This is a genomic window from Ruegeria profundi (assembly GCF_001507545.1).
GTDB classification, from domain to species: Bacteria; Pseudomonadota; Alphaproteobacteria; order Rhodobacterales; family Rhodobacteraceae; genus Ruegeria; species Ruegeria profundi.
In genome coordinates this window covers 300,571-313,499 of sequence record NZ_LQBP01000002.1, presented here as the reverse complement: position 1 = coordinate 313,499, position 12,929 = coordinate 300,571, and the positions used below count along the sequence as shown (strand labels likewise).

Here is a 12,929-nt window from a genome sequence, read left to right as displayed (position 1 = left end):
TTCGTTGGATTATCGCGCTTGACTGCCGTTTTCTAATGGCCGGGGTTTTCCGGTTCTGTCAGCGCGGCTTCGCGATCAAAGGCCGATGCCCAGTCATCCAGCAGAGGGCTGTTGCCGTGCAACAGACGCCACTGTCGAATGCCGTTACGCCATCCCGCACGGCCAACGCGTGTGGTTGGCTCGGACGCTTCAGCGGCGGGCACACCCTGCTCCAACAGGCGCCACGCGTCTTGCTTGGCGGTAATGTAATCTTCGGGTGCCCAGGCGTTCAGCAGCTTTTGAAATGCGTCAAAGGCGGCCCGGTTGAAAGGTTTATCCTCGCCCAATCGTCCGATCACAGGATTCTCGGGGTGCAACGCTCCGCATGGCGTCAGCCCGGCTGGAATCGGTGTATTGGCAGAATGCGTGCGTCCTGCCCGCAGCAGTTTGGGCAGGACATGGGTGTGCGGTCCCTCGGGCGATTTGCCGCCCGTGTCCGGACCTCCGATCATTTGATAGACTTCTACGCGCCCAATCCGTGTCAGCGCGACGCGATGCGGGTGGGCGGCGAGGATCGCAGGCATCGCAGGGTTGCCAACCTCGAACAGCGACCTTCCTGCGTTTTCCCGCAGGATCTTCAAAAGGTCGCCATCCAAAGTGCGGACACAGAAATCCACCTGGAACTGGTTCAGACCCATGTCGAACAGGATGCCTTGGCGATCCTCGACGCGGATCGCGTCCGCGTCCGGCCCCAGTTCCGTCAGCACCTCCCGCTGGTTCATGGCCGCCATTTCCTGTGGCAAACACAATGAGACAGCCTGGGTCCAGCGATGCGGTTTCGGGCTTAGGGTTTCATAGGCAACGGGAACGACATTTTCCAAGCTATCCAAACGGATACCGCCACGTGACGTGAATTGCACATGCTCTTTCGTATCCCCGGGGGAGGGATCGTCGTCGACATGATGGAACTCGGCAATGGCACCGAAAGACCCCATATTCCAGCCGCTATCTTCCTGAGTCAGAGCCTGTTGCGTGACCAAGGCCAGATCTAGCATGCGTGGGTTCCTTTCGTTCCGAAATCCAAGCGGTCATCCCGGCAGCAACTGCATCGTAGACGGCGCGCCCGACAGCTTCACCAATATCTGTATGAAGCCCGGCAAAGTCCACTGTTCCGATCGGTGCCGCAACGGCAACGCAATCCGTACCCGTGCCAGTTGCGACCCCCGTGGGCAGGTTAAAATGGGCGTCCATCACGGCAGCGGTCCGGGCTTGCACGGCGATGCTCATGGATTCGATCAGACCGGTTTGGCTTAGCCCGGTATCGACGCGCACGGCCACGTTGATGGTGCCCCAATCACGGTTTGAGTAGTCGACACGCTGGCCGACCCTTTCACCATTGGACAGGCCCACCGTGGCCACGGCCTGCGCCACCACAGATCCAACCTCGGCAGTCCGCGACTCGAAATGTTTGATCGCCCGTGACGTCAACAGGGCTACTGCATCCTCGCTGTTGCGGCGCTTCAACTCGTTTGCCAACCACATGCGCACATCCATTCCCTGGGGCAGATCGGCGTTGCGCACCTCACGCCATAGAATCTGTGAGGCCAGAACAAAACCGGGCCGGTTGACTGACCAGCTCAGCACTGCCATTTGCTGCCCAAGGTCAAATCTCAGCCACGGGGCGTTCAATGTCAGACCGTTCACCCGACGACCTCAAGCGGTTGAAACACGGGACCAGAGACGGTGTTCTCGTGCCAGACGGAAATGCCAAAGCTGCGCGCCATCAGATTGGCTGAGAGGACTTGCGCCGGAGGACCGTCCGCGATCACTCCGCCCTCTGCCAACAGGATCAGCCGCGTGCAATGACGCGCGGCAAGCCCAAGGTCATGCAAGGACACAAGCACAGCCCTGCCTTCATCGGCGAGATCACGGAACACTTTCATGGTCGAAATCTGATGTGCAGGATCCAAACCTGCGGTGGGCTCATCTGCCATCAGGATGGGCGTGTCTTGTACCACGGCCCGCGCGATCAGCGCACGGGCCTGCTCACCGCCCGAAAGGCGGGATGCAGCACGCAGGCGTAGCGCCCCCAGGTCCATTCTGTCGATGACCTGGTCAATAAGAGCCTGATCCCTTTCAGGTATCGCACCTGTTGGTGATAGATGCGGCAGGCGTCCAAGCGCAACAAGCCGCTCAACGGTGACCGGCCATGCGATTTCGCGCGCTTGCGGCATCCATGCGACTGTCCGGGCCCGGTCACGGGCGGTCAGGTTCGCAAGCGAGCTTTGACCGGAATGCGGTATCAACCCCAGGGCCGCCCGCATCAGGCTGGTTTTGCCTGCCCCGTTGGGGCCGATTAGCCCCACCATCTCACCAGCAGAAATCGTAAGGCTGACCCTGCGAAACACCTCTCGGTTTCGCAGGGTGACGCCCAGATCGCGCAGTTCAAAGGCGGTCATAGCATGTCTCTCCGCGTCTTGTAGATCAGGTGCAGGAAGAGTGGCGCACCTACAAGGGCGGTAACAACACCCAGTTTAAGATCACGGTCGGGCAGGATAATCCGCACCGCGATATCAGCCAGTTGCAGCATGACGGCGCCACCAAGCGCTGAAGCCAAAAGCAATCTGGACGGGCTGGCGCCGACCATTGGCCGTAAGATGTGTGGGACCACAAGGCCGACAAATCCTATCGCTCCGGCAACGGCCGTTCCTCCCCCTACGATACTTGCCGTTCCCAGCACCAACAGGATACGCAGACGGGACAGGTTGATGCCAAGCGTTTCGGCTGCTTCTTCGCCCAACGTCAGCGCATCCAACCCTCGGGCCGTTACAGCAATCATAATTGCACCGACGAGGAAAAAGGGCAGCGCCAGCCAGACATGCACCATCGACCGATCTGACAAAGATCCCATCATCCAGAACACGATTTCATTGGCCGCAAAGGGATTGGGCGAGAGATTCAGCGCCAGCGAGGTCAGCGCGCCGGCTAGGGCAGAGATCGCGATCCCGGCAAGGATCAGCGTCAAAGACCCACCGCGCGGCCCCGCAAGGATCATGATTAGTGTGACGCCAATAACAGCTCCGGCAAGAGCGGCAAAAGGAAGGGCCAGTACATTGCTTGCGGCCAGACCGGTGTAAATCGCCAGCACAGCCCCCAAGGCCGCAGACCCGGAAACACCCAGTAACCCGGGTTCGGCCAGCGGGTTGCGCAGATAACCCTGCATCGCGGCCCCTGCAAGGCCCAGCCCTGCGCCAATAAAAATCGCCAAAATGGCGCGCGGCAGACGAATTTCGCGCATCACCAGCGTCAGCGGCCCGTAATCTGCGGAGAACAAAGCAGCCAGACTGTCCCTGGCGGGGATACCCGCCGGACCGATGGTCAGAGATAACAGAAACAGCCCAACTCCGCAGGACAGCAGAACGATCATAAGGCGCGTCATTCAATGCCCCGTTGCCAGTCTTCGCGTGCACGCCTGAGGTTGTCAATCGCGCGAACGACGTAAGGAGTACCGCAAACCCAGTCGCGATCTGACACCAGTACCTGACCCGAGCGCGCCTGTAGCTGTTTGACCACGGGATGCTGCAAGTATTCTTCGGCCCGGCTGTGTCCCGGATAGGGTTGCGCGGTGATCACGATGTCCGGGTTGGACAGCGCCAATTGTTCCAAAGGCAAAACGCCCCCGGCGGTCATGCCCATCTCTGCCGCGATATTTTGCAGCCCTGCGGCGGTCAGAATTTGGCCCGACAGGGTTTGATCACCAGATGTCCAGCCGTGCGTTGAGTATATCGCGGCACGAGGTCCATGCGCCCCATTTGCGGTGAGTGCTGCAAGCCCTGCCTCATAGTCCTGCAAAAGCTTGTCCGCAGCGTCTTGACGGCCCAGGACCTCTCCCATTTTCAGGATGTTGGTGCGGATATCCTCCAGCGAGCGGGCGGACTCGAACACGACGACAGGAACACTCAGCCTTCTGAGCATGTCCACCGTCGCCTGTGCAGAAAAGCGATTTGCGATCACGAGATCCGGCCGTTGCAGGTAGATTTCTTCGGCGAGACCGTGATTGACCCCGTGGCGCATGGCTTCTGTGGTCATGGCCGACACGCGGCTGTCGCGCGCGAAATAAGACACCGAGATCAGTTGGCCAGGGGCGGCCAGCATCATGGCCAACTGATCGGTGCACACATTTATCGAGACCACGCGCTGCGGTTGCGCCCAGGCCATTTTGGTCAGGCTGACCAGAACACAAACAGTAATCAACCGCAGCCACATGATTAAAACGCCGCGCTCAGGCCGATATAACCGGTGCGCCCGCGTTTGGCGAAACCCCAGACGTCGGAATATTCTCGGTCGAACAGGTTAACGATACGACCAGTCAGTTTAACGTTGTCGGTCAGCGAATACTGCGCCGCAACATCAACGGTTACGTAGTCGGGCAGTTTTTTCGTTTCAAAGCTACCGAAGAACTGCGTGTCGTAATTGTCCGCCACATAACGAATATCGCCGGTTACAGACCCACGCCCTTGCAGGAACTCTTGCGTTGCGGTCAGCAATAATTCGTGCCGGGGGCGGCGAACTTCCACCGATCCATCCGGGTTTTCCGCGTCGATATAGGTGTAGCTCAGACGCAGATCGAGCGTGTCTGTCGCCTCAAGCGTGCCCGAAACCTCGACCCCGCGGCGAGTACTGTCCCCGGCTTGGTTGATGAAGGTCGAACTACCCAAAACCGGATCGAAGACCGCCGTGATCTCATCAGTTAGATCGTCGTGAAACAGGGTCACATCAACCAATCCGCGTCCGGCCCAAAACGGCACTTCGGCACCCAGATCGAAAGACTTGTTTTTCTCGGGTTTCAGGTTCGGGTTGCCGACAAATCCAAAAGAGTCGGCAAACAATTCGAAGTAAGATGGATTGACGATGCCTGTCCCGGCCGATCCATGCAAACGTACGCCTTGAGGCAGAGTGTAAGACGCCGCCAGTGTCCAGGTGAAATCATTCTGGAACGTTTTGTTGTCGTCGTACCGGATGCCGGCCTGAACATTCAGCCCATTCTGCAGCGATCCCCGATATTCCAGCGCGTATGATGTTGTTTCGCGCTCAAACTCGGGATCAGAGGAACTGCTGTCCTCTTCCCATTCCACAATTCCGTTCAGCAAGTGGTTGCTGTCAACCGTCGCGCGCCCATCCAGGCCGAGGCTGAGAAGATAGCGGGCCGAGTCCCGATCCGTTTCGGTCGGTGTGCCACCATTGGTAGATTGTTCGTTATCCGTCCGATCATAGCTGAAACGGTGAACCATTTGACCTCCTCGTGCCTCGTATTCGGCGTAGACTTGACCAAGCCGCTCCTTCCGCTCAGACCGTTGGGTAGGATCGTCTACGACGTAGCCCTCGGGGGTGGTGGCCAGGAAGTCTGTGCTGTCGAAGTCATAGTTTTCATCTGAGTCGCGAAACACAAACCCAAGTTTCAGACCTTCGGCAACAAAATAATCTCCGGTCAGGTCAATCGTGGTGCGGTCAACACTGTCTCTTTCCCCATTGCTGCCGGAGTAGTCATATCCGTCATCGTCCAGCCGCGCGATACCGACAGCGACGCCGCCTTTATCGTTACGATAGGAATACCGGGCGGACGCGTTGTACCCGTCACCAAATTCAACCGTGCCACCATATTCGTGACCCAGCCCGCCTCGCTTGGTGATGATGTTGATCACACCAGCCGAAGCATTCGAACCATAGAAAACGGATTGCGGGCCGCGCAAAACCTCGATGCGTTCAATATTGGCCGTCTGAATGCCGGACAGGATGTATTCTCCGTCACCGCCGGCTGCCGGAACGCCGTTAATCAGGATCAGCGTATGGTTGGCTTCGGCGCCCCGGATTCGAACTTGCGTCAAGGCATCACCTGATCCGCTGACGGACACACCCGGAACAGCCCGCAGGGCGTCTTGCACTGTCGTGATACCACGCTGCTCGATCTCCTGCGAGGTAATCACACTGGCTGCACGGCCGTATTTCTGTTCTTCAATGGGTGTGAAGCCCCCGGAAATCACGATTGTTCCGATATCAATCGTTTCTTGCGCGTGGGCAGACGTGGCAACTGCAAAAACTGTCGCGGCTGACGCTTTCAGTAAGGCGGTTTTCTTCATTGTTTGTCCCTCGGACCCCTTTCCGGAGAAAGGGCATAAGACACCTTTTTCGGTGTCTTGATTGGTTGTTGTCGTTGGAGGAAAACAACCTCCGCAGACGGCGAAATGTCACCGCTACGGATAGACCGTTGCCAAAGACGCGCCCCGCGTCCGGACAGGGTGATCGCTCTGGCAGGTCTCCTGACTCTCGGATCGACGCCAAACCGGGCCTTCCCATCCCTTTTAGGACAGTGGCATGTGCCGGCAAAGCTCACCGCTTACAGTTGCGGGGGCAGTCGAGGAATTGGCGCAATGGCCGCACCCCGTTCCCTATTATCCGGATGGAATCCCACCCGGACCAGAACGCGCGAAAATTGACTGTATCTACTGCGAATTGTCAATCGTGAAGTTGCGATAAGCCTTGAAAATCAGGTTGCGCTGTCTCAAACGTCTGACGTGCGCGCCGATTAGGTGAGGTCGGCATATAGAGCTTTGTCCAGGCGGCGTTGGTCGCCTTCAACGTTGAGACAAGCGGTGACAAAATGGCACGCTTGGCAGAGATGCAACAAACCAGATACTTGCCAAAGCTGTCATAAACACTGTGGTAACTTTTTGGCTGTGGCTTCTCGGGCTGATCCATAGGCATTTTCGCAAGCGGGTACTGTTCTGGAACAAATGTCTTGCGGCGTCATGCCCGGGTGGGATCGGTGAGATTTAGTGGCCACTAGCCCGGATGTTGTGGCATAGGCGGTTCATGAACGACCTACCGACGCGCAAGACCTTGCCGCAGCTTGACGAAAGCCTGCTGACGCATCTGCCGCCCTTTTCAAAACTGGAGCGCCGACAGCTGCGCACGATCCTTGATCAGGCAAGCTCACGCCGATACGAACCTGGTACCGCAATCTTTGAAGAAGATGCGCCGGCCGAACGATTTTATTTGTTGCTTGATGGATATGTTCGCGTCGTCAGGGTTACGCCGACAGGTGAACAGGTCACTGCACTACACATTCCAGCGGGACAATTGATGGGTTTTGCCAAGGCGATTGGGCGGCAGACCTATCCAGCGACGGCGATAACGGCAACCGAAAGCATCGCGTTGAGTTGGCCCATGCGGCTTTGGGAAACGTTCGCAGCAGAATATGAAGGCTTTTCGACCGAAACCTACAAGACCGTTGGAACCCGTCTGGGTGAGATAAACAATCGGGTTGTCGAAATCTCAACCTTGCAGGTTGAACAACGCGTCGCCAGTGCGCTGCTGCGCCTTATCCATCAGACCGGCCGTAAAGTCCCTGACGGGATCGAGATCGATTTTCCGATCACGCGGCAGGATCTTTCGGAAATGACCGCAACCACCCTGCATACTGTCAGTCGCCTGCTTAGTGCGTGGGAAAAGAAGGGGATGGTTGAAAGCCGCCGAAAAAGGATCAAGGTTCTTGATCCGCGTGCTTTGGCCGCAATCAGTGAGGCCAGAATAGAGTAGAGTTCCGTTGCTTCCCATAACTCGGGCAGAAACGCATCATCATTCACGGCGTATTCGCAATGCGCTTCAGCGTTCGTTTGAAAGGGACTTATCAAACAGCACACACAGCGTCGAATGCCGCATGAACAAGGCAACTGTTTACGGACGGCACGGCATTATACTTTCCAAGAACAGATCGGAATATTCCAAGCTTGGTTGTGCATAGACCTCTCTTCCTTGTCGAATACTTGGGCAAGGAAATCATCAGAACATTGCGCTTGCGCAAACTTGGTCCGATTGCCACCGGCTAATTATTCCCCATTCCTTGCCCGCAAAGGTAAGCTAATGGCGGAAATCTTAACGAAATCGTGCGCGCACAACATTTGCGACGGAGGCTCGATCTTTTTTGTCGTGGTTTTCGTGACCCTGACCGTTCAATCCCACCGGTATGTCGTCAGCACGTCAACCTCGGGGATGGAGTTGAGTGATGTGGTCGTTCACGGCAAACACATTTGGGAAATACACTCCTGCATCAATTGCCACAGCCTCCACGGAGAGGGCGCGTATTTAGCGCCCGAACTCGAAAACGTCATGACCCCGTGGGGCGTTCAAGACAGTCCCGAAGATGCCTTTGATATCCTGAAAGGTTGGATCGAGTCGCAACCAAACGGCATCGCAGCCCAACCTCAGCTGAGCGACGAGCCAGATGTACAGCAGGCGTTGCGTGATCTTGTTCTGGCTGTCTACGGATAGGTCGGATGCGTCTCGTTGATCTCATGCAGCCAGAGGGAACGATCGGCAACCTCTGGCACGATATGGCAAGTGGGATTGGAACTGAGACGCGCTTTCCCTCGGCGCGTGTGGAATTGGCATCTGTGCGCCCCAGCCTGGCGGTTCTTTTCCGTGCACTTGGTGGCTCTGGCGGGGTTGAAATCGGAGAGGCTGCCGCGACGCTGGTGCGACATCGGCAGCCACCCAAGCGTAAGTTGGGGGCAGAACGTGACCTTGAATATGTGGCACAATACGATAGCGAAAAGCTATACCTTCCTCCGGTTATGGATGCGTTTCCCGACCCCAGGCTGAACCGCGCGGCGTATTTCTGGCTGACTGCCCTTGCCGCCAAAACCGAGCTTGCGACCTTGGACCTTACAGGTGCTGGACCAGCCCAGGATTATGCTCAGATCCACGCAAACGCCCAAGCGGCGGATGCCGTTTTTAAAAGTTGCCCGGGTCTGCGCGCAGACTATGCAGAGATGGCGGCCTATTGCGCCAAGACGCGACCGGATTTGCATCGACCCGCACAAGAAACGTCGATCGAAAAGGCAATTCGCATGCAGCTGGGCGGTGATGTGCTGAACTTTGGTAAAACTGCAAGCACAACCCGCAGTTTCATGCCATTTGCACCAGTGCCAATCTGGTTGCGAGTTGAAGCTCCGGGACAAGGCGGAAGCGCTGCGCCTGAGGCAGATACAGAGCAACCCGCGCCGGCTCCATCGGCGTCACTCAGTCGCCGCAAGCTCGGCGAGCGGAAAGATCAGGACCAGCACAGCCGAAAGACCGCGACACGCCTGAGGCTGCATCTTGATCTGTCGCCCGCCGATGCAGATCACGAAGCGTTGGCGGGCGAATATACATACCCGGAATGGAACCACCGAACTCGTAGCTTTATGCAGGATCACTGCCGGGTTCTTGAGGGGCCGATACAGTCTGAACGGCCACAGTTTGCCCCGAATGACCGATATTTTCGCGCTGTGCGTCGGCAGTTTGAGGCGCTTCGCCCGCGGCGGGTGCTTCAACCGCGCCAGATTAATGGGCAAGAGCTTGATCTTGATGCCCTGCTGACCGCGCGCGCGGATTTATTGGCCACCGGACGCGGGGCTGATCGTATCTGGCAAGCCACGCGACAGGTGGACCGCTCAGCGATTTGGGGGTTTTCGTCTCTGCGGCGCAATCGCGTGTTTCTGACGCGCTGCAAGGGGATTGAAGAAAAGATGGGTACCAATGTGACCAGCGCGATCGGGGCGTTGAAGCCCGGCCACTATTTCCGTCTTGGCGCAGCCATCCGACATGTCAGTACACAGCTTACCAAGGAGCCAAGCGCCCGCAAACTGCTGATCGTGCTGACGGACGGTAAACCCAACGATCTTGATCACTACGAGGGCCAGCACGGTATCGGAGACAGCCATATGGCCGTGCGCGAAGCCCGGACCGCCGGCCAGAGTTTGCATAGCGTGATCATCGACGAAGACGGGCAGGATTGGTTTGCGCAAATCTTTGGGTGCGGTGATTTCACGCTTTTGCCAAACCCCGAGCGCCTGTCGCGGGCGCTGCCGGAAATCTACCGAACACTCACACAGGAGACCTGACATGCGCAGCTTATTATTTTGCGTCGCCGTACTATTCGCGTCACTGGCATTTGCCGAAACCTTCGACGGGCCAATTCCGCAGGCGCAATCCGCAACCCAATGGATGTTGCAGACACTGGAACTCAAAGATGAAGACCGATACGTGTGGCGTCCGACCTAAACGTGTCGCGCACCTTGGCAACAGCTTGAAGTACTTTCCGCCAGTGAAGGAGGACGATGATGTCACAAACTTCTGCTGAACAGATGCGCGCCTGGAAAGGCCCGGCACCCTTTAGCTTTGGATTTCGGCCCTTCTTTCTGTTTGCGGCTGTATGGGCGGTTGTTTCAATGCTGCTTTGGCTCGCGGCGCTGGGGGGCGCAGTGGACTTACCAACAAGATTTGATAGCATCTCATGGCACGCGCATGAATTTCTTTTCGGCTACCTGGGTGCTGTGCTAGCCGGTTTTCTGCTGACTGCAGTGCCGAACTGGACCGGGCGATTGCCGATTGTGGGGTTGCGGTTAGCAGGGCTGTTTGCGCTTTGGGTCATCGGGCGGTTTGCAATCCTGTTCTCAGCGACCCTGCCAATCTGGTTGGCCCCGATTGTCGACCTGTCCCTTTCGGTTGTTCTTGGCGTGGTCATCCTTCGTGAGATCGTTGCAGGCAAAAACTGGCGCAACCTGATCGTGTTGGCTCTGCTGGCGGTCTTTACCCTCGCCAATGCCATTTTCCACTACGAAGCCCTTTCCGGTGGCTATGCGGCGCAAGGGGTTGGCTTAAGACTTGGCGTTGCCACCGCCATCATAATGATCGCAGTCATAGGTGGCCGCATCGTGCCCTCATTCACGCGCAACTGGCTTGTTCGCCAGCACAACCCGGCCCGCCCCGCTCCGCCGATGCAGAGATTTGACAAAGCTGTCCTTCTGCTGAGCCTTATTGGCTTGGGCCTTTGGACGCTGAGGCCCTTTGATCTGCTCACAGCAATAGCTTTGGTCGCACTCGGTGTGTTGCATTTCGTTCGGCTTATTCGATGGCAGGGACATCAGACATTTGGCGAACCGTTGGTTTGGGTTTTACACGCGTCGTACCTATTGATCCCGCTGGGTGCGCTGGCGATCGGGGTTGATCGGATTTTAGGTAGCCCCAACACTGCAGGAGCACAGCATTTGTGGATGGCTGGTGCGATCGGTACCATGACACTGTCTGTTATGACCCGGGCCACTTTGGGTCACACGGGGCAAGAACTAAGGGCCAATCGAATGACCGTTCTGGTGTATTTGTGCATTTTCGGATCCGTGTTCACTCGACTGTTGACGTCTGTCTGGCCAGAGATGATCCATATCTCAGGATGCTTGTGGTTGGTCGCATTCGCCGGGTTTGTCTGGGCTTACGGCCCCGCCCTGATGCGACCCAAAACGGTAGATGGGGCATGAGTTGGACCGGCTTTGCGGCGATATTTGCCGCGTTTTTCGTTACTCATTCGATCCCGGTGCGCCCGGCCGTCAAAGCCCGCATCGTCGCGCAGACGGGCTCGGCGGGTTTCGGTATCGGATACTCGATCCTGTCGCTTGCGATGCTGTCCTTGCTGATCTGGTCCGCAGGTCAGGCCCCATATGTGCAGCTTTGGCCCCAGCATCCGTGGCACCGCCACATGGTGCAGATCGGTATGCTTGGGGTGTGCCTGATCCTGGCCTTGAGTATCGGTCGACCCAATCCCTTGTCTTTTGGCGGTCGCCGAAACGAACGGTTTGACCCGCAACACCCTGGGATCGTGCGCTTTACAAGACATCCGATCCTTTTGGCTTTGGCATTGTGGGCCGGGTTGCACCTGCTGCCGAATGGCGATCTTGCGCATGTTCTTTTGTTTGGCGTATTGGGCTGCTTTGCCGTCGCTGGACGCAAAATAATTGACCTGCGCAAACGTCGTGACTTGGGTGAGGAAAATTGGGGGGCTGTTGTAGCCCAGATCAATCGTGCACCGCTGTTTCACAAGCCAGTATCATGGCGGCAGGTATTGTTGCGCCTGATCGCGGGCGTTGTTCTTTTTGCAATCCTTTTCACATTGCACCCAATTGTCATCGGAGTTTCAGCTGGTTGATCCTGAACTGACGCTTGGTCAATCAGGAGAGTTCACAACCGTATTCCACGATGTACAGAGGTATTGAAAAAGCGGCTGCCGAGAGGTCCGTCGTCCGCAGCCGCTTGGGTGTTTAGTTGGTCTTCAGCGGAGTGTTCAGAAGCAAGGGTTTACTGCCGGATGTATCTATCCACGCATTTGTCCCATTCAGGCGTGACCCGGCAATATTGTCCGCGTCGAACCGCATCTCGAATTGTTCGGGACCATGGGCATACGCAACAACGAGGCCGAATTCGGGGTCAAGAAACCCGCCATGGGGCTTGATACCCGGATAGCTGATGCGCCATGCCTCTCCGTCCAGGCCGACATAGCCGAGTGTCAGCTTGCCGATCACATCGCCGGGCAGCTCGAAAAACCAAACCCAGGGTCCGCCAGAGACAATCGTCATAACCTCGTCAATGCCCACACCTTCATCCGTGTGATTGACGTGCAATGGGCCGAACTTGTTGTGAACCCATGCACGGGTTTCGGCGTCCATCTTGTTCATGTCGTAAATTTTGGGGTACGGTGCCATCCCCTCTTCGAACGTGGTAAGTGAGCCACCGTTTTCGACCGTCGGCATGCGACCAGCCGCCTTGATCTCGGCCAGAAGGTCCGCACGAGTCAGCTCGAAATCAGAAATCAGCTGCTCTTCTTCTTCGGCTGTGATTGCACGGCTGTGTGACGCTTCAAGTATAGGCAAGGCCTGTTCCGGGATCGCGACAGTGCTGACGCGGACGCCGACGCTTTGCAGCACTGCGTTCACGTCTTCCACGCCAAATGTTGCGGCCCGCCCATCGGTGTATTCAAGTTTCAACACGCCAGCGGTGTCTTCTGGGTTGGCAAAGGCCTGCGCGGGCAAGCACAGAACAGCCGCTGCCATAACAAGTTTTGAGAACAGTTTCATGGTGGA

General features: G+C 57.1%; 13 protein-coding genes and 1 riboswitch. Of the genes, 6 read left to right on the top strand and 7 right to left on the bottom strand.

Features of this window, described 5'->3' with window-relative positions; genetic code table 11:
* Positions 1-32: 32 nt before the first annotated feature.
* Genes AVO44_RS04970 through AVO44_RS04945 form a run of 6 tightly spaced genes read right to left on the bottom strand, consistent with a single transcriptional unit; the run spans position 33 to position 6,116 of the window.
* Entirely contained in the window at positions 33-1,034 is a 1,002-nt protein-coding gene (locus AVO44_RS04970) for a DUF6925 family protein (protein ID WP_068333431.1), read from the bottom strand.
* Positions 985-1,683 carry an adenosylcobinamide amidohydrolase gene (locus tag AVO44_RS04965; protein ID WP_233421926.1) on the bottom strand — a complete coding sequence of 233 codons (699 nt, stop codon included), beginning with the start codon at positions 1,681-1,683 and terminating at the stop codon, positions 985-987. The genes AVO44_RS04970 and AVO44_RS04965 overlap by 50 nt, the downstream gene beginning before the upstream one ends.
* Positions 1,680-2,438: an ABC transporter ATP-binding protein gene (locus AVO44_RS04960; protein WP_068333428.1), complete on the bottom strand. Its 759-nt coding sequence runs from the start codon at positions 2,436-2,438 to the stop codon at positions 1,680-1,682. The genes AVO44_RS04965 and AVO44_RS04960 overlap by 4 nt, the downstream gene beginning before the upstream one ends.
* The gene (locus AVO44_RS04955) at positions 2,435-3,418 is read right to left on the bottom strand and encodes a FecCD family ABC transporter permease (RefSeq protein ID WP_068333426.1); all 984 of its coding nucleotides are present in this window, start codon (positions 3,416-3,418) and stop codon (positions 2,435-2,437) included. The genes AVO44_RS04960 and AVO44_RS04955 overlap by 4 nt, the downstream gene beginning before the upstream one ends.
* Positions 3,415-4,245, bottom strand: a complete 831-nt coding sequence (locus AVO44_RS04950) for an ABC transporter substrate-binding protein (protein WP_082677391.1) — start codon at positions 4,243-4,245, stop codon at positions 3,415-3,417. The genes AVO44_RS04955 and AVO44_RS04950 overlap by 4 nt, the downstream gene beginning before the upstream one ends.
* Positions 4,246-4,247: 2 nt before the next feature.
* Complete coding sequence (locus tag AVO44_RS04945; RefSeq protein WP_068333423.1) at positions 4,248-6,116, bottom strand: TonB-dependent receptor plug domain-containing protein; 1,869 nt, start codon at positions 6,114-6,116, stop codon at positions 4,248-4,250.
* 153 nt (positions 6,117-6,269) lie between these two features.
* Positions 6,270-6,473: riboswitch (cobalamin riboswitch) on the bottom strand.
* Positions 6,474-6,849: 376 nt separating this feature from the next.
* On the opposite strand from AVO44_RS04945, the gene AVO44_RS04935 reads away from it, so the two are divergent.
* The 6 genes from AVO44_RS04935 to AVO44_RS04915 all read left to right on the top strand — a co-directional run bounded on the left by AVO44_RS04935 (position 6,850) and on the right by AVO44_RS04915 (position 11,998).
* Positions 6,850-7,575, top strand: a complete 726-nt coding sequence (locus AVO44_RS04935) for a Crp/Fnr family transcriptional regulator (RefSeq protein WP_099045647.1) — start codon at positions 6,850-6,852, stop codon at positions 7,573-7,575.
* Between the two features lie 324 nt (positions 7,576-7,899).
* A complete protein-coding gene (locus AVO44_RS04930) occupies positions 7,900-8,307 on the top strand; it encodes a c-type cytochrome (protein WP_068333417.1) in 408 nt (135 codons plus the stop codon).
* A 5-nt stretch (positions 8,308-8,312) separates the two neighbouring features.
* A complete protein-coding gene (locus AVO44_RS04925; protein WP_068333414.1) occupies positions 8,313-9,920 on the top strand; it encodes a nitric oxide reductase activation protein NorD in 1,608 nt (535 codons plus the stop codon).
* A gap of 1 nt (position 9,921) precedes the next feature.
* Positions 9,922-10,080, top strand: coding sequence for a hypothetical protein (locus AVO44_RS20980; RefSeq protein ID WP_157769929.1), 159 nt, complete (start codon positions 9,922-9,924; stop codon positions 10,078-10,080).
* A 59-nt stretch (positions 10,081-10,139) separates the two neighbouring features.
* A complete protein-coding gene (locus AVO44_RS04920; protein ID WP_068334026.1) occupies positions 10,140-11,333 on the top strand; it encodes an NnrS family protein in 1,194 nt (397 codons plus the stop codon).
* Positions 11,330-11,998 carry an NnrU family protein gene (locus AVO44_RS04915; protein WP_068333411.1) on the top strand — a complete coding sequence of 223 codons (669 nt, stop codon included), beginning with the start codon at positions 11,330-11,332 and terminating at the stop codon, positions 11,996-11,998. The genes AVO44_RS04920 and AVO44_RS04915 overlap by 4 nt, the downstream gene beginning before the upstream one ends.
* Before the next feature lie 112 nt (positions 11,999-12,110).
* Here AVO44_RS04915 and AVO44_RS04910 read toward each other — a convergent pair whose 3' ends face one another.
* Positions 12,111-12,923, bottom strand: coding sequence for a hypothetical protein (locus AVO44_RS04910; protein ID WP_068333408.1), 813 nt, complete (start codon positions 12,921-12,923; stop codon positions 12,111-12,113).
* Positions 12,924-12,929 lie beyond the last annotated feature (6 nt).